The 20,382-nt window shown below is 72.4% G+C and carries 12 protein-coding genes; 9 read left to right on the forward strand and 3 right to left on the reverse strand.

Annotation, left to right across the window (positions count from 1 at the left end; translation table 11 throughout):
* Window positions 1-26: 26 nt before the first annotated feature.
* Window positions 27-1,586, reverse strand: coding sequence for an alpha/beta fold hydrolase (locus tag ACZ7G3_RS03505; protein ID WP_470923034.1), 1,560 nt, complete (start codon window positions 1,584-1,586; stop codon window positions 27-29).
* A gap of 313 nt (window positions 1,587-1,899) precedes the next feature.
* Window positions 1,900-4,683 (reverse strand): lysylphosphatidylglycerol synthase transmembrane domain-containing protein, encoded by a 2,784-nt coding sequence (locus ACZ7G3_RS03510; RefSeq protein WP_470923035.1) that lies wholly within the window; start codon window positions 4,681-4,683, stop codon window positions 1,900-1,902.
* A 185-nt stretch (window positions 4,684-4,868) separates the two neighbouring features.
* Between ACZ7G3_RS03510 and ACZ7G3_RS03515 the strand changes: the two genes are divergently transcribed.
* The 5 genes from ACZ7G3_RS03515 (at window position 4,869) to nudC (ending at window position 15,693) form a co-directional block, all read left to right on the forward strand.
* Complete coding sequence (locus tag ACZ7G3_RS03515) at window positions 4,869-5,255, forward strand: MGMT family protein (RefSeq protein WP_426601084.1); 387 nt, start codon at window positions 4,869-4,871, stop codon at window positions 5,253-5,255.
* Window positions 5,256-5,521: 266 nt separating this feature from the next.
* Window positions 5,522-9,193 (forward strand): ATP-dependent helicase, encoded by a 3,672-nt coding sequence (locus tag ACZ7G3_RS03520; RefSeq protein ID WP_470923036.1) that lies wholly within the window; start codon window positions 5,522-5,524, stop codon window positions 9,191-9,193.
* A gap of 195 nt (window positions 9,194-9,388) precedes the next feature.
* Window positions 9,389-13,168 carry a UvrD-helicase domain-containing protein gene (locus ACZ7G3_RS03525; RefSeq protein WP_470923037.1) on the forward strand — a complete coding sequence of 1,260 codons (3,780 nt, stop codon included), beginning with the start codon at window positions 9,389-9,391 and terminating at the stop codon, window positions 13,166-13,168.
* 10 nt (window positions 13,169-13,178) lie between these two features.
* Entirely contained in the window at window positions 13,179-14,591 is a 1,413-nt protein-coding gene (locus tag ACZ7G3_RS03530; RefSeq protein WP_470923038.1) for a dipeptidase, read from the forward strand.
* Between the two features lie 157 nt (window positions 14,592-14,748).
* Window positions 14,749-15,693, forward strand: a complete 945-nt coding sequence (gene nudC / locus ACZ7G3_RS03535; protein ID WP_426601077.1) for an NAD(+) diphosphatase — start codon at window positions 14,749-14,751, stop codon at window positions 15,691-15,693.
* A 520-nt stretch (window positions 15,694-16,213) separates the two neighbouring features.
* Here the strand turns inward: nudC and ACZ7G3_RS03540 are convergent.
* Window positions 16,214-16,471: a mycoredoxin gene (locus ACZ7G3_RS03540; RefSeq protein ID WP_426522361.1), complete on the reverse strand. Its 258-nt coding sequence runs from the start codon at window positions 16,469-16,471 to the stop codon at window positions 16,214-16,216.
* A gap of 177 nt (window positions 16,472-16,648) precedes the next feature.
* Between ACZ7G3_RS03540 and ACZ7G3_RS03545 the strand changes: the two genes are divergently transcribed.
* The 4 genes from ACZ7G3_RS03545 to ACZ7G3_RS03560 all read left to right on the forward strand — a co-directional run bounded on the left by ACZ7G3_RS03545 (window position 16,649) and on the right by ACZ7G3_RS03560 (window position 20,211).
* On the forward strand, window positions 16,649-18,850 hold the full coding sequence (locus ACZ7G3_RS03545) for an ATP-dependent DNA helicase UvrD2 (RefSeq protein ID WP_426601075.1): 2,202 nt from the start codon (window positions 16,649-16,651) through the stop codon (window positions 18,848-18,850).
* Between the two features lie 164 nt (window positions 18,851-19,014).
* On the forward strand, window positions 19,015-19,347 hold the full coding sequence (locus ACZ7G3_RS03550) for a hypothetical protein (protein ID WP_426601074.1): 333 nt from the start codon (window positions 19,015-19,017) through the stop codon (window positions 19,345-19,347).
* 175 nt (window positions 19,348-19,522) lie between these two features.
* On the forward strand, window positions 19,523-19,891 hold the full coding sequence (locus tag ACZ7G3_RS03555) for a WhiB family transcriptional regulator (RefSeq protein ID WP_351390591.1): 369 nt from the start codon (window positions 19,523-19,525) through the stop codon (window positions 19,889-19,891).
* Window positions 19,888-20,211, forward strand: a complete 324-nt coding sequence (locus ACZ7G3_RS03560) for a hypothetical protein (protein ID WP_426601073.1) — start codon at window positions 19,888-19,890, stop codon at window positions 20,209-20,211. Before ACZ7G3_RS03555 ends, ACZ7G3_RS03560 begins: the two co-directional genes overlap by 4 nt.
* The last annotated feature ends 171 nt before the right edge of the window (window positions 20,212-20,382 follow it).

Raw genomic sequence — 20,382 nt, forward strand, 5'->3', positions numbered from 1 at the left:
TTTCTCGTGTCGTGGTGTCGTGGAGGTCAGGAACAGACGGTTCCGGCCGCCGGTACCTTGCCGTCCAGCAGGTAGCCGTGCACCGCGTCCTGCACGCACTTGTTCTTGCTGTCGTAGGCACCGTGCCCCTGGCCCCTGTAGGTCAGCTGCACGCCGACACGCTCCCCCAGCGCCTCCGCCATCCTTCCCGCACCCTCGTAGGGCGTCGCCGGATCGCCGGTGTTGCCGATCACCAGGATCGGCGGCGCACCGGGCGCGCTGACGTCGGGATGGTCGGCGGCACCGGTGACCGGCCAGTCGGTGCAGCCGAGCATGGACCAGGCGAGGTAGTCACCGAACAGCGCGGAGGCCTTCCGGAACTCGGGCAGCTTGCTTTCCACGTAGGCGGGGTCGTACCGCGGCTTGTCGTCGGCGCAGCTGATGGCGACGTTGGCCGCGTTGATGTTGCTGTACGCGCCGTTCTCGTCGCGCCCGTTCAACGCGTCCGACAGCCTCATGAGGAGCCTGCCGTCACCGTTGTACGCCTGCTCCAGGCCGTCGGTGAGGTACTCCCAGAAGTCCTTCGAGTACAGAGCCTGTGCGATGCCGCCGGTCGCGGCGGTCTGGGTGAGTTCGCGGGGGAAGACGCCGGGGACGGGTTCGCGGTCGAGATCCTTCAGGAGCCGCGCGATGCGGTCCTTGACGTCCTGGGCGCTGTTCCCGACTGGGCAGTCCTCGGCCTTCGACACGCAGTCCTCGGCGAAGTTGTCGAGCGCGAGCTGGAAGCCTTGCGCCTGTGCGAGCGAGCTCTGTTCCGGCGTCCGCGTCGGGTCGACGACCGCGTCGAAGACGGCGCGGCCCACCTTCTTGGGGAACAGGTGGGCGTAGACGCCGCCGAGTTCGGTGCCGTAGGAGATGCCGAAGTAATGCAGCTTGTCGTCGCCCAGGACCTGGCGCATCAGGTCCATGTCGCGGGCCGCGTCGGTGGTGCGCACGTGCGGCAGGATCTGCTTCGAGTGCTTCTCGCAGGCCGTGTTGAACTCCTCCGTGTCGTCCACCAGCTCGGTGCGCTCGGCCGCGTCGTCGGGGGTGGCGTCCTGTTGGAAGTAGGTGTCGAGCTGGTTGTCGTCCAGACACTTCACGGGGGCACTGCGGCCGACACCGCGTGGGTCGAAGCTGACCAGGTCGTAGCGGGTGCGCAGTGTCGCGTAGTCCTGGCCGAAGGCGGGCAGCGTGGTGACGCCCGATCCGCCCGGGCCGCCGAAGTTGAAGACGAGTGAACCGATCCGCCGGTCTGCCTCACCGCTGGCCTCGGCACGGATCAGCGCGAGGTCAATCGTGTCGTCCTTGGGGGCGTCCCAGTCGCGCGGAGCCTTCATGGTGGCGCACTGCCACTCGTCGCCGTCCGGCAGCGGGGACGGAGCGGCGCCGCCGCCTTCGGCTTGGGACGGAGCCGGGCAGTCCTTCCAGTCGAGCTTCTGGCTCGCCAGGTCCTCGTCCTCCCGGCTTCCGTCGCCGCAGCCCGCCAGCAGGGCGGACAGGGTCAGGGCGGTGGCGGTGGCGAGGGTGGTGAGGGAGGCGGCTCGTAGCCGGGAGGGAGTCGGCATGCGTCCATCGTGCGGTTGCGCGGTGTCATGCGCTCGGGGCCGGAGCCGTACGAGGTACGGGGCGGGCCCTTGAGGCGTCCGGGTGTGGCCCGGTGAGCACGGTTCGTGATCCCGAGGCATGGGGGTCTCGCTCACGGGGGGTACGGGGCCGGCCCGAGCTGTACGGATCAGGGGCCGAAGCGTGCGGATCCCGCCCCGAGTTGTACGGACAAGGGTGCGGGTGCGGCCCCGAGTCGTACGGACAAGGGTGCGGGTGCGGCCCTGAGTCGCACGGTTCAGGGGCCCAAGCGTGCGGAGACCGGCCCGGAGACGGCTACAACGCCTCTTTCCGCGTCAGGTGGTTGAAGACCAGCCAGCCCGGCAGTACGGGCAGCCAGAGCGTGAGCAGCCGGTACAGCAGGACCGCGGGGGCGGCGACCTCCTTGGGGAGGCCTACGGCGATCAGGCCGACCGTCAGTGTCGCCTCCACCGCGCCCACACCGCCCGGCGTCGGCGCCGCGGAACCCAGCGCGTTGCCCGCGAGGAAGACGACCGCGACGCTCGCCAGGCTGATCGACGTCGACTCGTCGCCGAAGGCCCGGATCGAGGCGTCCAGGCACATCACGAAGCAAGCGGTGAGCAGCAGCATCCCGCCGATGCCGGTGACCAGCTTCTGCGGCCGTTGCAGCACATCGAGCATGCGCGGTACGACTCCGGCGAAAAGCGACCGCACGCGCGTGACGACGAATTTCCGCAGGAACGGCACCGAGGTCACCACGAGCACGAGCACAGCCACCGTCAGCAGACCCGCGATGACCGTCCGGGACGGGGACAGCGACGGCGTCTTCTCGGTGCCGGTCAGATAGCCGAAGGACAGCAGCATCAGGATGTGGCAGCCGAGCCCGAACAACTGCGACGCGCCGACGCTCGCGACCGCGAGACCGGGGCGCACCCCCGCGCGCTGGAGGAAGCGGGTGTTCAGGGCGACCCCGCCGACCGCCGCGGGGGCGACGATCTTCACGAACGACCCGGCGACCTGCGCGGCCACGGTCCGCAGGAACGGCACCCGCTCGGGCACGAACCCCAGCAGGGCCATCGCCGCGGCGACGTAGCTCGCCGCGGAGAACAGCACGGCCGCGGCGACCCAGCCCCACTGGGCGTTCGAGATCAGGGGCCCGAACTCGATGTGGGTGAGCTGCGTCAGCAGGAAGTAGGCGCCGATCGCCCCGGCGATAAAGCTGATCAGCGTACGTGGCCGCACTCGTTCCAGGCGGGCCGGCTCGACGGGGGCCTGCGGCCTGATCCGCAGCACCGCGTGCCGGATCAGCGTGAGCAGGTCCTCCTCGCGGGCCCCCTCCAGCGCCTCGTCGACGGCCCGCTTCTCCGCACGCTGCTCGGCGCGTACGGCCTTCTTCTCGGCCTTGTCGGCCCTTTCCGGTCTGCCGGCCTTGTCGGAGGTCCCGGGTACGGGGCTCGTGTTGTCGGCGGCCGCCTCCGAGCGGGCGAGCTTGGCCTGCCGGGACGACTCCAGGACCGCCTCCCGCTCGCGCTCGGCCCGCTCCCGGGCCAGCTTGCGCAGGGTCGCGCGCGTGGAGCGGCTGAGCGCGATGGGCTGGAGCATCGGCAGGCAGTCCGCCACGGTGTCGGGGCCGAGCACGCCCACCGCCGAAGCGACCGCGCGTTCGGCACCCACCCGCAGGCCGAGCGTGACCAGGAGTTGGGAGACGTCCATGCGCAGCAGCAGGTCCCCGGCGGCGATCTCGCCGATGCGCAGGTCGGTGAGGATCACCGTGCCGGAACGATCCACCAGGATCGCGTCGCCCACCAGCCTGCGGTGCGCGATGCGCCGGGACTGCAGGGCCCGCACCTGCTCCCAGGTGCCGCGCAGCAGGTCGTCGGTGATCTCCTCGTCCGACAGCGAGTCGAGCGTGCGCCCGCCGGTGTGCTCGTAGACGAGCATCACGGCGTCGGGACCCAGTTCGGATGTCGCGATCAGCTTGGGGGCGTTGGCGCCGGCCGCGATCGCCGCGTAGGCGAGCAGTGCCTCCTGCTCCAGGGCCTGCCGCAGGGAGGGCAGGCTGCTGCGGGTGGCGAAGCCGCGCAGCGTCAGGTTGCGCCACGCGCGGTAGAAGAAGCCCTGTGCCTGCTGCTCCCGGTCCACCACCGTCACGTCCAGCGGTCGGCCGTCCTCCAGCGTGACGAAGTAGCGGCGGCCGCGGTCACCGGTCTCCGCCGTGTCCGACGGCGCCTCCTCGCGGGCGGCGGTCACCGGGCGGAAGCCGACGTGCCGCAGGCCCGCCATCAGCGTCCGCCCGGTGGGGCGGACGTTGGGGGACCCCACCGCGTACAGCGTTCCGTACGCCACGGACCAGCCGATGAGCACCGTCAGGATGATCGAGAACGGTGTCGTGTAGCCGGTGACGAGCATCGAGAAGGCGTCGAGGAGCAGCACGATCCACAGCACCGCGCGCCAGCGGGGTCTGCGGGACATGCCGACGGCCGTCATGTAGGCGATGACGGGCGCCAGGTACCCGTGCACCGGATCGGTGAGAGCGTGGACGTCACCCGGCGAGGGCTGGGTGAGGGCCTCCTGGATGGAGCCGGGGGCCGCCTCGGCGACCCACAGGTCGGTGGCGAGGGTCACCCCGTGTGCGAGGACCGCCGCCAGCACCCCGTCGGCGATCCGCAGCCCGTCCCGTTTGATCAGCCGCTCGATCGCGAACGCGACGGGCACCAGGAGGATCGCGATGCTGGAGGCCAGTCCCGCGATCTTGATCAGCAGATCGGGTGCCTGCCCGGTGCCCTTGTTGATGTCCTGTTCGAGGCCCGAGGTGGTGCCGTGGGCGAAGGCGGCGACGGCGAGCAGTACGGCGACGGCGAGCACGCCCACCAGGAGCCGCATCAGGTCGGACGGACGGTGCACGCGCGCGGGGAGCAGCGGTTCGTCGCCCTCCACCTCGTCGATGTGCGCGACGTCGTCGGGGTCGGCGGCGGTCGCCGTCCTGCCTGGGGCCGCCCGCCGGCCGGTGTTCTCGCCGCTTCCGTACGCGGTGTCCGGGCGCGACGAGGAGTCAGAGGTGCCCTCGGGGTCCTCGGGGTGCACACCCTGCTGTTTCATCGCCTCTTCTTGCTCTCGTATCACTGGTCACCGCCCGCACGATGGTGGCATGCCGCGTCGGCCTCGGCAGGCATCAGGGTGCCCGTGCGGGCCGCACAGTCTGCCCGAAGCGCCGCTTCCGGGCGAGGGACGCGCACCGTCCCAAGCGCGTCGCGTTGTCGGTGGAGTGCGGCAGTATGGGTCGGATGAGCGAGCAGAGCCTTCCGGACGACGCCCGCCCGGACTACGCGGACGCGCTGCCCGAGTACGCCGAGCGGGTTCTCGAGGTGACCGAGCTGATTCCGCCGGGCCGGGTCATGACGTACGGGGACATCGCCGAGTACCTGGAGGAGGGAGGGCCCCGCCAGGTCGGACGGGTGATGTCCCTCTACGGGGGAGGCGTTCCGTGGTGGCGCGTCGTCCGCGCGGACGGGGTCCTGCTCGCGGGGCAGGAACTGGAGGCGCTCGACCGCTACCGGGAGGAGGGCACGCCCCTGAAGGAGGCGAGCAGAGGCGCGGAGGGGCATCTGCCGCGCCTCGATCTGAAACGGGCGCGGTGGGACGGCGGCGAACGCGCACAGGCTCACATCTGACAGCTTCCGCCATCGGATCGGCCGACGTGTGACCTGTGATCCGTATGAGGGAAAAGGGACAGTTCGGGCACGTCCATGGCATGACGTACGTTCGTGGGGTGGGGGACACAAGCGCCGCACGTGGCCCGAGGGAAGAAGGGGAAGCTCTGCTTCTGCCTCATCCGTCGGCCTGGCGTCGGCGGCACCAGCCCCTCTCATCCCGCGGCCCCCGTCGTGCCCGCAGCGCGGACGGCCCACCAGCACACCCACCAGGACCGGCGAACCACGTGAGCTCCTTCTCCTCTGCCAGACACCCGTCGCACCCCCAGGTGCGACGGGGGAGCCGTGGCGCTTACCGGCTGGTGCGTACCCCGCCGGAGCGAAAGGATCCCCCTCGTCTGGACGCCGCACAGCGCGCCGTGGTTGAGCACCGGACCGGACCGCTGCTCGTCCTCGCGGGCCCGGGCACCGGCAAGACCACCACGCTCGTCGAGTCCGTGGCGGACCGTGTCGCCCGGGGCGGCGACCCCGAGCGGATCCTGGTGCTGACCTTCAGCCGCAAGGCGGCCCTCGAACTGCGCGACCGGATGGCGCTGCGCATGGGAGCCACCCGTGCTCCCCGGGCGACCACCTTCCACTCCTTCGGTTACGCCCTGGTCCGCGCTCACCAGGCCGGCGACCTCTTCGCGGAACCCCTGCGGCTGCTGTCCGGCCCCGAGCAGGACGTGACGGTACGCGAGCTGCTCGCCGGGCAGGTCGACCTGGAGCGGCTCGGCCTGGCCCATGTGCGCTGGCCCGACGAGCTGCGGGCCTGCCTGACCACCCGCGGCTTCGCCGACGAGGTCCGCGCGGTCCTCGCCCGCAGCCGCGAGCTGGGCCTCGGGCCGGACGCGCTGGGGGCCTTCGCCCGACGCATAGGCCGCCCCGACTGGCGGGCCGCCGCCGTCTTCCTCGCCGAGTACCTCGACGTGCTCGACCTGCAGGGCGTGCTCGACTACGCGGAACTCGTCCACCGCGCGGTGCTCCTCGCCCGCCGTCCCGAGGTCGCCGCGCACCTGGCCGCACAGTACGACGCGGTCTACGTCGACGAGTACCAGGACACCGACCCGGCCCAGGTCCGGCTGCTGCACGCCCTGGCCGGAGGCGGGCGCACCCTCGTCGCGTTCGGCGACCCCGACCAGTCGATCTACGCCTTCCGGGGCGCGGACGTGAACGGCATCCTCGACTTCCCGACCGCCTTCCCGCGCGCGGACGGCCGGCCGGCGCCGGTCGAGGTGCTGCGGACCTCGCGCAGGTCCCGGGGCGCCCTCCTGGCCGCGACCCGGCTGCTGACCCAGCGCATGCCGTTGACCCGACTCCCCGCCGACAAGGTGCGCGCCCACCGCGAGCTGACCCCGGTGCGGGACGGAGGGCGCGTCGAGGTGTTCACGTACCCGACATCCGGTACCGAGCTCGACAACATCGCCGACATCCTGCGCCGGGCCCACCTGGAGGACGGCGTCCCCTGGGGCGACATGGCCGTCCTGGTACGCGCCGGGTCACGCACCATCCCCATGGTCCGCCGCGCCCTCACCGCGGCCGGCGTCCCCTTGGACATCGACGGCGACGACCTTCCCCTGCGACACGAGCCGGCCGTGGCGCCCCTGCTGACGGCGCTGCGGGCGGTGGCGGAGGCGGAGGCGGGAGAACGGCCCGGGGCCGGCCTCGCTGCACGCCGGGCGGACGGTGTCGTGCCGGGGGAGGCGATACACAGGGCGGACGGCGACGTCACGGACGAGGCTGAGGACGGGCCGGGCCAGGACGACGCCGACGAGGTGGCGCAGGCCGCACCTGAGGCGCCCCTGCAGGCCGGACCCGAGGTGGCGGAGGCAGGCCCCGAGGTGGCGGTGAAGGCCGGACCCGAGGCCGACGCCGATACGGCGGTGCAGGCAGATCCCGAGGCCGACGCCGATACGGCGGTGCAGGCAGATCCCGAGGCCGACGCCGATACGGCGGTGCAGGCAGACCTCGAGGCCGACGCCGACACGGCGGTGAAGACCGCGCCCGGAGAACGCGCCGACCGCGCGGCGGACCCGTGCTGGCTCCCCACCGAGACCGCCCTCACCTTGCTCACCTCCCCGCTCGCCGGCATGGACGCCGCCGATCTGCGCCGCCTCGGCCGCGCCCTGCGGGAGGAGGAGCGTGCCGCGGGCGACCCGTTGCCACCGCCCTCGGACGTCCTGCTCGCGCGCGCGCTGGCCGAGCCGGAGCGGCTGGCGGTGCACGACCCCGCGTACGCGCGTGGCGCCCAGCGTCTCGGTGCTCTGCTGCGCAAGGCCCGCGAGCGTCTGGCGGGAGGCGGCAGTGCCGAGGAGGCGCTGTGGGACCTGTGGGAGGGCACGCCGTGGCCCGCCCGCCTGGAGCGCTCCGCCCGGCGTGGCGGCGCGGCCGGACGCAACGCCGACCGCGACCTCGACGCCGTGTGCGCGCTCTTCGCGACGGCCGCCCGCGCGGAGGAGCGCACCGGCGGCCGGGGCGCCCTGAACTTCCTGGAGGAGATCGACGCCGAGGACATCGCCGCCGACACCATCACGCGGCGTGCCGTACGGCCCGAAGCCGTCCGCCTGATGACCGCGCACCGCTCGAAGGGGCTGGAGTGGCGCCTGGTCGTCGTCGCGGGCGTCCAGGAGGGACTGTGGCCGGATCTGCGCCGCCGCGGCTCCCTGTTGGAGGCCGACCGGATCGGCCGCGACGGACTCGCCGAACCGCTCACCCCCGGCGCGCTGCTCGCCGAGGAACGCCGCCTGTTCTACGTGGCCGCCACGCGCGCGCGTGAGCGGCTCGTCGTGACCGCCGTGAAAGCACCGGCCGACGACGGTGACCAGCCCTCCCGGTTCCTGACCGAACTCGGAGTCGAACCCGCCGACGTCACGGGCCGCCCGCGTCGCCCTCTCGCCGTCTCGGCGCTCGTCGCCGAGCTGCGCGCCACCACGGTCGACCCCCGCGTCTCCGAACCCTTGAGGGAGGCCGCCGCCCGCCGCCTGGCGCGCCTCGCCGCCCTCGCCGACGAGGACGGCCGCCCCTTGGTGCCGTCCGCCCACCCGTACCGCTGGTGGGGCATGTGGGACTCGACCGAGAGCAAGGTGCCCCTGCGCGACCGCGACCAGCCCGTCACCCTCTCCGGGAGCGCCCTGGACCAGCTGGCCAACACCTGCGCCCTCCAGTGGTTCCTCGGCCGGGAGGTGAAGGCCGACGCGCCCGCGACCGCCGCCCAGGGCTTCGGCAACGTGGTGCACGTCCTCGCCGACGAGGTGGCCTCCGGGCGCACCCCGGCCGACCTCGCCGTCCTCATGGAGCGCCTGGACTCGGTGTGGAACGCGCTCGCCTTCGACGCCCCGTGGAAGTCGGCGCAGGAGAAGGCCAACGCGCGCGTGGCGCTCGAACGCTTTCTGAAGTGGCATGTCATGGACCGCGCCGGACGCACGCCGGTGGCGAGCGAGCACGACTTCGACGTGACCCTGGAAGCGGGCGACTACGAGGTGCGCATCCGCGGCCAGATGGACCGTGTCGAGGCCGACGGCGACGGCCGCGCCTACGTTGTCGACTTCAAGACCGGCAAACAGGCGCCCAGCTCCGCCGAGGTGGCCCACCACCCGCAGCTCGCCGTCTACCAGCTCGCCGTCCGTGAGGGCGCTGTCGACGACGTCTTCGACGGCACCCGCCCCGGGCCGGGCGGCGCCGAGCTCGTCCAGTTGCGCCAGGGCGCGCCCAAGCGGGACGGCGGCGAGACCTTCCCCAAGGTGCAGGCGCAGGACCCCCTGGAAGGGCCGGGGGGCGAGTGGGTCGGGGACCTGCTGGCCACGGCCGCCGGCAAAGTCCTCGACGAACGGTTCACGCCGACCGCGGGCCAGCACTGCACCCACTGCGCCTTCCGCGCGTCGTGCAGTGCACGGCCCGAAGGGCGGCACGTCGTGGAGTGAGCGCCCGGAGCGCCCGGAGCCCCCGGAGCACCTGGAGCGTCCGGAGCCCCCGGAGCCCCCGGAGCCCCCGGAGCCCCCGGAGCGAGCGGGCCGTCCGGTGTGATGAGCGGCACCACAGGCGCTGACCTGCGCTTCTTCCCGCTCCGGAGGTGATCCCGCCTTCGCCTGTCAGTGCCCGACGCTAGCCTCTCTGACGTGCCAGCCCATCTCACTGATCCCGAACAGCTCAAGGAGCTCCTCGGTATCCCCTTCACCCCGGAGCAGACGGCCTGCATCATCGCGCCGCCCGCCCCGCAGGTGATCGTGGCCGGGGCCGGGTCGGGCAAGACGACGGTGATGGCCGCCCGTGTGGTGTGGCTGGTCGGCACCGGCCAGGTCGCCCCGGAACAGGTCCTCGGCCTCACCTTCACCAACAAGGCGGCCGGCGAACTCGCCGAGCGCGTCCGCAAGGCGCTCATCAGGGCCGGCGTCACCGACCCCGATGTGATCGACCCGGACAACCCACCGGGCGAACCGGTGATCTCGACGTACCACGCCTTCGCGGGCCGCCTCCTGACCGACCACGGCCTGCGCCTCGGGCTCGAACCGACCTCCCGTCTGCTCGCCGACGCCACCCGCTTCCAGCTCGCCGCGCGTGTCCTGCGCGAGGCCCCAGGGCCCTACCCCGCGCTCACCCGCTCCTTCGCCGACCTGGTCAGCGACCTCCTCGCCCTGGACGCCGAACTCGCGGAGCACCTCGTACGCCCGGAGGAGCTGCGCACCTGGGACGCCGCCCTCCTGGACACCCTGCAGGACGTCAAGCTCAGCAACGCCGATCTGCGCAAGGTTCCCGAGGCCGCCGCCGCGCGCCGCGAACTCGCCGACCTGGTGATCCGCTACCGGGCCGCCAAGCGCGAACGGGACCTGCTCGACTTCGGCGACCAGATCGCCCTGTCCGCGCAGCTCGCCGGGCTCCCCGAGGTGGGCCGCGTCCTGCGCGACGAGTTCCGGGTCGTGCTGCTCGACGAGTACCAGGACACCTCGGTGGCCCAGCGCATCCTCCTGGCGGGCCTGTTCGGCGGCGGCACCGGCCACCCCGTGACCGCCGTGGGCGACCCGTGCCAGGCCATCTACGGCTGGCGCGGCGCCTCCGTCGCCAACCTCGACGACTTCCCGGAGCACTTCGCACACGGGGACGGCCGCCCCGCCACCCGTCAGGCGCTCAGCGAGAACCGCCGCAGCGGCGGCCGCCTCCTCGACCTCGCCAACGGTCTCGCCGAGCCCCTGCGCGCCATGCACGCGGGCGTGGAAGCCCTGCGTCCCGCCCCGGGCGCGGAACGCGACGGCACGGTCCGCTGCGCCCTGCTGCGCACCCACGCCGAAGAGATCGACTGGATCGCCGACTCCGTCGCGCACCTCGTGCGCACCGGCAAGGCGCCCGGCGAGATCGCCGTCCTGTGCCGTACCGCGACCGACTTCGCCGAGATCCAGGGCGCGCTGGTGGCCCGCGACGTCCCCGTCGAGGTCGTGGGCCTCTCCGGGCTGCTGCACCTGCCCGAGGTGGCCGACCTGGTCGCCGTCTGCGAAGTACTCCAGGACCCCGGCGCCAACGCCTCCCTGGTGCGCCTGCTCACCGGCCCGCGCTGGCGTATCGGCCCGCGCGACCTCGCCCTGCTGGGCCGCCGCGCCCGGCTCCTGGTGAGCCACGCGCGCGTGGACGGCGACGACGACCCCGACCGGCGGCTCGCCGAGGCTGTCGAGGGGGTCGACCCGTCCGAGGTGATATCGCTCGCGGACGCCCTCGACACCTTCCTGGAGACGCCGCTGGACGGCACCGGCGACGACGACGGGCTGCCCTTCTCCACGGACGCCCGCGTGCGCTTCGCACGGCTGGCCGCCGAACTGCGCGACCTCCGCCGGGCCCTGTCCGACCCGCTCATGGACGTCCTGCACCGCGTCCTCGCGGTCACCGGCCTGGAGGTCGAGCTGTCGGCGTCCCCGCACGCCCTGGCCGCCCGCCGCCGCGAGACGCTGTCGAACTTCCTGGACGTCGCCGCGTCCTTCGCCGCGAGCGACGGCGAGGCCACCCTGCTCGCCTTCCTCGGCTTCCTGCGCACCGCCGCCCAGTACGAGAAGGGCCTGGACAACGCCCTGCCCGGCGGCGAGAACACCGTCAAGGTGCTCACCGCGCACAAGTCCAAGGGCCTGGAGTGGGACGTCGTCGCCGTACCCGGCCTGGTCACCGGCACCTTCCCCAGCGGCCAGGGCCGCGAGAAGTGGACCGCCCAGGGCAAGGTGCTGCCGCACGGCCTGCGCGGCGACGCCGACACCCTGCCCGACGTCGAGTCCTGGGACTCCCGGGGACTGAAGGCCTTCCACGAATCCATGAAGGGACACCAGCACACCGAGGAACTCCGCCTCGGCTATGTCACCTTCACCCGCCCCCGGTCCCTGCTGCTGGGCTCCGGCCACTGGTGGGGCCCCAGCCAGAAGAAGCCCCGCGGACCGTCCGACTTCCTCACCGCCCTGTACGAGCACTGCGCCGCCGGGCACGGCGAGATCGAGGCCTGGGCGGACGAACCCGCCGAGGACGAGGAGAACCCGGCCCTGCACCGGGCGACCGCCGATCAGGCCTGGCCCCTGCCCCTGGACGACGAGGCACTCGCCCGACGCAGGGCCGCCGCCGAGACGGTCCTCGCCCACCTGGACAGCCTCGCCTCCCACGTGGACGGCCGCCCCGCCGCCACGCACGACGTGAACACCTACGACGACCCGGACTGGCCGGCGCCCCCCGAGGACGAAGAGGCACCCCAGGACGAAGAGGACTCCGGCTGGACCGAAGACCCCGCCGACTGGGACTCCTGGGCCACGGACCGCCCCGTCACATCACAGGCGGACCTCCCTTCCACGTCACAGGCGGACCTCCTGTCCGTACCACCGGCGGACCTCCCTTCCACGTCGCACGCGGACCTCCTGTCCGTACCACCGGCGGACCTCCCTTCCACGTCGCACGCGGACCTCCCCTCCGCACCGCCGACGGACCTCCCCGTCACACCGCCGCCGGACGGATCCGCCGCGCCGTTGCCGGACCGGCGGACCGTCCCCCCGCCGGACCGGCCGGCCACGCGACCGCCGGACCGCCGCCCCACCGTCCCCCACCAGGCGACGCCTCCCGGACAGCGCGGCACCGGCCTGCCCCGCCCCCACCCCGAGGAGCCGCCACCGGCTCACCCCGCCCCCCAGCGACCGGCCGCCCTCGCCCGCCTCACCCCGGAGGAGGCCCGCACCGTCGCCTCCTGGGACCGCGACCTCGACGCCCTCACCGGCGAGCTCCTGCGCGCCCGCGAGAGCGTCACCGAGGTGCATCTCCCGGCGTCGCTGACCGCCACCCAGTTGCTGAGCCTGGCCGCCGACCCGGACGGCTTCGCGCAGGAGCTGGCCCGGCCCATGCCCCGCCCGCCCCAGCCCGCCGCCCGCCGCGGCACCCGTTTCCACGCCTGGGTCGAGGCCCGCTTCGAACCACTGATGCTGCCCCTGCTCGAACCGGAGGAGCTCCCCGGCAGCGAGGCAGAGGTCGCCGACGAACGCGACCTGGAGTTCCTCAAGGACGCGTTCGAGCGCACCGAGTACGCCCGGCGCACCCCGTACCGCGTCGAAGCCCCCTTCCAGCTCTCGCTCGCCGGCCGTGTCGTACGCGGCCGCATCGACGCCGTCTACAAGGAGGGCGACGGGGAGACCGCGACGTACGAGATCGTCGACTGGAAGACGAACCGCGTCGCCAGCGGGGACCCGCTCCAGCTCGCGCTCTACCGCCTTGCCTGGGCCGAGCAGCTGAACGTACCGCTGGAGTCGGTGACGGCCGCCTTCCTGTACGTACGCACCGGCGAGGTCGTACGCCCCGAGGGGTTGCCGGACCGCGCCGCGCTGGAGGATCTGCTGCTGGCCGAGCCGGTCGGTGACGAACCGCACGACCGGGGTGTCCGCGCGGGCCGATAGGCTCGTGAGCATGAGCCACCCCGTTGACAATGCTGTCAGCGCTGTCCGTACGTACATCGAGCAGCACCGCGCCGCCTTCCTCGACGACCTCGTCGACTGGCTGCGCATACCGTCCGTGTCGGCCCAGCCCGAGCATGCGACCGATGTGCGCCGCAGCGCCGACTGGCTCGCCGCCAAACTGAAGGAGACCGGCTTCCCGACCGCCGAGGTCTGGCCGACCGAGGGCGCCCCGGCCGTCTTCGCCGAGTGGCCCTCCGGTGACCCGCAGGCACCGACGATCCTCGTCTACGGCCACCACGACGTGCAGCCCGCCGTCCGCGAGGACGGCTGGAACAGTGATCCCTTCGAGCCCGTAGTCCGTGGGAACCGCCTCTACGCGCGCGGGGCGGCCGACGACAAGGGCCAGGTGTTCTTCCACACACTCGGCGTCCGTGCCCACCTCGCCGCCACCGGCCGAACAGCCCCCGCGGTGAACCTCAAACTGCTGATCGAGGGCGAGGAGGAGTCCGGCTCCCCGCACTTCCGCGCCCTGGTCGAGGAGCGCGCCGCACGGCTCGCCGCCGACGCGGTGATCGTCTCCGACACCGGCATGTGGTCCGAGGACACCCCCACGGTCTGCACCGGCATGCGCGGCCTCGCCGAGTGCGAGATCCGGCTGCACGGCCCCGACCAGGACATCCACTCGGGCTCCTTCGGGGGCGCGGTCCCCAACCCGGCCACCGCCGTCGCCCGCCTCGTCGCCGCCCTGCACGACGAGCACGCGCGCGTGGCGATCCCCGGCTTCTACGACGGCGTGATCGAGCTCACCGACCACGAACGCGACCTCTTCGCCGAGCTGCCCTTCGACGAGCGGCAGTGGCTGCGCACGGCCAAGTCGTACGCCGCCCACGGCGAAGCCGGGCACACCACGCTGGAGCGCATCTGGGCCCGCCCCACCGCCGAGGTCAACGGCATCGGCGGCGGCTACCAGGGCCCGGGCAGCAAGACGGTCATCCCGTCGTCCGCCATGGTGAAGCTCTCCTTCCGGCTGGTCGCGGGCCAGGACCCCGACCACGTGGAGAAGGCCGTCCGCGCCTGGGCAGCCGAGCAGGTGCCCGCCGGGATCCGCTGCGAGATCACCTTCGGCGCGGCCACGCGCCCGTGCCTGACGCCGCTGGACCACCCGGCGCTGCAATCGGTGGTCCGTGCCATGGGCCGGGCCTTCGGCAAACCGGTGCGCTTCACCCGCGAGGGCGGCTCCGGACCGGCCGCCGACCTCCAGGAGGTCCTCGGCACACCGGTGCTCTTCCTCGGCATCTCCGTCCCGTCCGACGGCTGGCACGCCCCCGACGAGAAGGTGGAGCTGGATCTGCTCCTCAAGGGCGTCGAGACCTCCGCCCACCTGTGGGGTGACCTGGCGGAATACTGGCGCCACGCGCCCTGAACGCTCCGCACGGCCGTGGTCCGGACCGGCATCGCGCGCGGCACACTGGAAAGGCCGCCCCGCGCCGCCGAGCTCTCCGGACCCGGTCGCCACCCTCGTACGACCCGCTGAACCGCCTGCCGCACCGAACCGCTCACCGGGGGAGTTGGAAGCACCCGTGACCACCTGGACCGACCACACCGCCGACCGTCCCATCTCGCTCACCGCCCCGAGCGGAATCGACCGCGCCGCCCACCACCGCCTCGACGAGGCATGGCTCGCTGCGGCGTGGAGCCACCCCTCGACGCGCTGTTTCGTGGTCTCCGGCGGCCAGGCCCTCATCGACGAGACGCCCGACGGGCGCACCGAACTCGTCATGACCCCGTCCTTTGAGGCCCCGCTCACCGAGGCGCACCGCTACTTCCTGGGAACGGACGAGGACGGCGTCAGCTACTTCGCCCTCCAGAAGGACTCCCTGCCCGGGCGCATGGACCAGTCCGCCCGCCCCGCGGGCCTGCGTGAGGCGGGCCTGCTCCTGTCACCCCGCGACGCGGGTCTGATGGCCCACGCGGTCGCCCTGGAGAACTGGCAGCGCCTGCACCGGTTCTGCTCCCGCTGCGGCGAGCGCACCGTCATCGCCGCGGCCGGCCACATCCGCCGTTGCCCCGCCTGTGGTGCCGAGCACTATCCGCGCACCGACCCCGCGGTGATCATGGCGGTCACGGACGGGGAGGACCGTATCCTGCTCGGCCGCCAGGTCCACTGGCCCGAGGGCCGCTTCTCGACGCTCGCCGGCTTCGTGGAGCCCGGCGAGTCCATCGAGCAGTCGGTCCGCCGCGAGGTCTACGAGGAGGCCGGCATCACCGTCGGCCCCGTCGAGTACGTCGCCAGCCAGCCCTGGCCGTTCCCGTCCAGCCTGATGCTGGGCTTCATGGCCCACGCCACCTCGACCGACATCAACGTCGACGGCGACGAGATCCACGAGGCCCGCTGGTTCTCCCGCGACGAGCTGGGCGCGGCCTTCGACTCCGGCGAGGTGCTGCCGCCCTACGGCATCTCCATCGCGGCGCGCCTCATCGAGCTCTGGTACGGCAAGCCACTGCCGACGCGCGGCTCCTTCTGAGTCAGGACGACGCGTAAGGGGTGGCCTCCCCGGTGAGGAGGCCACCCCTTACGTGTCTCGAAGAAGGCGTGTGCCTCGGCCGGCGCCGGGCACGTAGCCGCCGAGCCGGAGTGAGGGCCGCGTGGATGAGGACCAGAGAGGTCGTTTCGGAATGCGGTGAGATGCCGGACGGCGCGAGCATGGGCAGCAAGCCCGTGCAGAAGACCGCGATCTTCGGGTCGAGAACGTTGCCGAACGGTCCGGTGCGCCACGGGCTGCCGGACGGGGGGCGGGGCACTCTCCCCCGAGGCCACCGAACGGCTGCGTCGGCTCTGCAGCAGCGCCTGGACGCCCAGGAAGCGGAGGCGGACGGCACCGGCGAGCTCGACGACCGTGCAGGCCGTGGCGGACGCCGCCTGCCAGAACGGCGGCCAGGCCGACCACGGCGCCGTGCTTCCACCGGAAGTACGGCGCGGCACGCGCGCACACGAAACCCCCGACCAACCACCCTGGGAACGGCCGGGGGTCGCGCGCGCCGGCGTCAGACCGCGAGAGCCTGCTTCACCTGGGCAAGGCTCGGGTTGGTCATGACGACCTCGTCGCCACCCGTGGAGGGAACCACCCGGACAGTGGGTACCGTCTGGTTTCCGCCGTTCGCCTTCTCCACGTACGCGGCGGACTCCGGGTCCTGCTCGATGTTGATCTCGGTGTAGGCGATGCCCTCGCGGTCCATCTGGCTCTTCAGCCGACGGCAGTAGCCGCACCACGTGGTGCTGTACATCGTCACAGTGCCCGGCATGTCTATCGCGCTCCTTCGGCGGCTCGGAAATGAGGTCGCACGGAGGGAACGTCTGCGGCGACGCCACCATTCCCGGAGCGACCGAGGCACGTGACGCCCGTCGCATTGGTACGACTATCAGTGCGTGCCTGTGGACAACCGACTCACCCGTCTCCCGCGACCTGGCAGCATGGCGGTGTGACAGCAGCAACGCATTCCACCCTCTTCCCGCAGGTACCGGACTCGGCCGACGCGGTGCTCGAAGGGCTCGACCCCGAGCAGCGCGAGGTGGCGACCGCCCTGCGCGGCCCGGTGTGCGTGCTGGCGGGCGCCGGTACCGGCAAGACCCGGGCGATCACCCACCGCATCGCCTACGGGGTGCGCGCGGGGATCCTCCAGCCCTCCAGCGTGCTCGCCGTCACCTTCACCAACCGTGCCGCCGGGGAGATGAGAGGCCGCCTGCGCCAGCTCGGTGCCGCAGGCGTCCAGGCCCGTACGTTCCACTCGGCGGCGCTGCGCCAGCTCCAGTACTTCTGGCCGAAAGCGATCGGCGGCTCCCTGCCCAGGCTCGTCGACCGCAAGATCCAACTCGTCGCCGACGCGGCCGCCGCCTGCCGCATCCGCCTCGACCGGGGCGAGCTGCGCGACGTCACCGCCGAGATCGAGTGGTCCAAGGTGACCCAGACCGTCCCCGCCGACTACGCCCTCGCGGCGGCCAAGGCCGGCCGTGAGGTCCCCCGCGACCCGGCCGAGATCGCCCAGCTCTACTCCGCCTACGAGGACCTGAAGCGCGGACGCGGCGTCATCGACTTCGAGGACGTGCTGCTGCTGACGGTGGCCGTCCTCCAGGACCGCCACGATGTCGCCGAACAGGTCCGCGCCCAGTACCAGCACTTCGTGGTCGACGAGTACCAGGACGTCAGCCCCCTCCAGCAGCGCCTGCTGGAACTGTGGCTCGGCGACCGCGACGACCTGTGTGTGGTCGGCGACGCCAGCCAGACCATCTATTCGTTCACGGGAGCAACCCCCGACCACCTGCTCGACTTCCGCAGCCGTCACCCCGGCGCCACCGTCGTCAAGCTGGTCCGCGACTACCGCTCCACCCCGCAGGTGGTCCGCCTGGCCAACGGTCTGCTCGCCCAGGCCCGGGGCCGGGCCGCGGACCACCGTCTGGAGCTGGTCTCCCAGCGTCCGGCGGGCCCTGAGCCCGTCTACACCGAATACACCGACGAACCGGCCGAGGCCGAGGGCGCCGCCCGCCGTATCCGCGAACTCATCGACTCGGGTGTTCCGCCCGCCGAGATCGCGGTCCTGTTCCGCACGAATTCCCAGTCGGAGACCTACGAACAGGCCCTCGCCGACGCCGCGGTCCCCTACCAGCTGCGCGGTGCGGAGCGCTTCTTCGACCGCCCCGAAGTACGCAAAGCCGGCAGTTCCCTGCGGGCCGCGGCGCGCTTCGGCGGCAACGACTCCCTCCTCGACGACGCCGTCGACCTGCCCTCCCAGGTGCGCGCGGTGCTGTCCGGGGAGGGGTGGTCCCCGCAGCCCCCGGCAGGGTCGGGCGCCGTCCGCGAGCGCTGGGAGTCGCTGGCCGCCCTGGTCAACCTCGCCCAGGACTTCGCCGCCGCCAGAGCGGGCGCCACCCTGAGCGACCTCGTCACGGAACTCGACGAGCGGGCGGGGGCCCAGCACGCCCCGACGGTGCAGGGCGTCACCCTCGCCTCCCTGCACTCGGCCAAGGGGCTGGAGTGGGACGTCGTTTTCCTGGTGGGCGTCACCGAGGGCATGATGCCGATCGCCTACGCAAAGACCGACGAGCAGGTCGAGGAGGAACGGCGCCTCCTCTACGTCGGCGTCACCCGGGCGCGTGAACGGCTGCATCTTTCCTGGGCGCTCGCCCGTTCACCCGGTGGTCGGCCGAGCCGCCGTCCCAGCCGCTTCCTGAAGGGGCTGCGGCCCGGTTCGGGGACGGCCGGCGGACGTACGGCCGCGGGCGGCTCGGGAGGCGTGGAGCGCGGCTCCGGGGGTGGCGGCGTCGCGGCGTCGGTCCCCAGACGGGTACAGCGGATCCCGGCCCGCTGCCGGGTCTGCGGGCGCACGCTCACCGACGCGGGCGAGATGAAGTTGATGCGCTGCGAGGACTGCCCGTCCGACATGGACGAGGGGGTCTACGAGCGGCTGCGCGAGTGGCGCGCGATCCAGGCGGGGCGCAGCGGCCAGCCCGCGTTCTGCGTCTTCACCGACAAGACGCTGATGGCGATCGCCGAGTCCGTCCCGGAGGACGAGCGCGAGCTGGTACGGATCCCGGGCGTCGGCGCGCGGAAGCTCAACCGGTACGGAGCGGATGTTCTGGCCATCTGTGCAGGCCAGAACGGAGTGGGGCTTGACGAAGGCGACTGATACGAACTCGTCGAAAAAATAGTTTGCGCATGCCCCGGGAATCCCCATAGGTTCTTGGTCACGGGAGCAGCGGCCTTCCCGAAGGCCCTGAATCCGTGTTGTACTTGCATATCCGCGGACTGGTTCATCCCGGTCCCCCGAGACGCCGAGAGGAGGCGAGCCCAGTGATCAGCATCGACTTCAGCACCACCGTCAGCTCCACCGCCAAACTGACCGATCGCTCGGCCGTCTCCCTGTGCACGCTCGGCGCTTCCAACCCGGGCACCGGTCTGTCCGGCATTCGTGCCGTCCTTCCGGCCGCCGCCTCCGTTGCCTCCGCGGGCCTTCCCGTCCGTGAGCGCGATGAGCGACCGACCGAGGCACTGGAAGCAGCAGTAGAGGCACAGGCGCAGGCCTATGCCTTTACCGCGACCGGTGCCGGTTTCCGGACGCAGACGACGCAGCACCACCTGATGTGGGCCTTCCGTGGGCCAGAACCCTGGAGTGATCCAGCCTGATCGACGATCAGGCCGGCGCCTTCAGGGCCGCGGAACCCCATCCGGGATCCGCGGCCCTTCTGTTTGTCCCCGAACGGGGACGACAGCACGAAGGAGCCTCGGGACAAGAAAAGAACCCGGTACCAAGCCGCCACCCGGCCGACCGGCCGGAACGACCAGACGAGGAAGAAACCCCGTGCAACTCGAAGCGCACGCCCCGTCCGTACCGCCTTCCGACACGATCCCCAAGCCCGTCCCCACGGAGGACTCCACCTTGACCCCGCTCACCGCGCTCACCGCGCTCGACGACGCCATCGAGAACCTCGGCGTGCCCGTTCCCTGCCGCTCCTACGACCCGGAGGTCTTCTTCGCGGAGTCGCCGGCGGACGTGGAGTACGCCAAGTCCCTGTGCCGCACCTGCCCGCTGGTCGAGGCCTGCCTCGCCGGCGCCAAGGAGCGGCGTGAGCCCTGGGGCGTCTGGGGTGGCGAGCTGTTCGTGCAGGGTGTCGTCGTCGCCCGGAAGCGGCCCCGTGGCCGCCCGCGCAAGAACCCGGTCTCGGCATGAACACCGCAGGAACGATCGACCGTCCCCTCACGTACGACCCGAAGAAGCAGGCCCCGATGAAGCCGTCCACCCACGACATCACAGGCACCACGCCTGAAGACTTCACCCCCAGTGACGCGAAGGACTCGCGTCAGAACAGGACCCGCGAGATGCAACTCATCCCAGAAGCCCTGGCTCGTGCGCATATGCACGACCGCCTGCAGAAGGCCGAGCAGGAACGCCGGGCCCTGCGCCTGGCGACCGCTCGCCGGATGCAGCGACGGGCCGAGCGCGCCTCGATGCGTGCCCGGCGCGCGCTCGCCATGGCGGTCATGCAGTAACCCGGCCACACCCGGAGCATGGCCTCGCCGACGAGGGAGGCGAAGCTCCCCGTGGGGGGGGGGGGGGGGGGGGGGGGGGGGGGCCCCCAGCAGTTTCTCCCCCGCGGGCCGGGTCTTTATCTTCCCTTTCTCCCCCTCTTCTCTCTTTTTCTCCCCTGCCCCCTCCCTCGT

Source organism: Streptomyces sp. NPDC037271 (assembly GCF_055603605.1).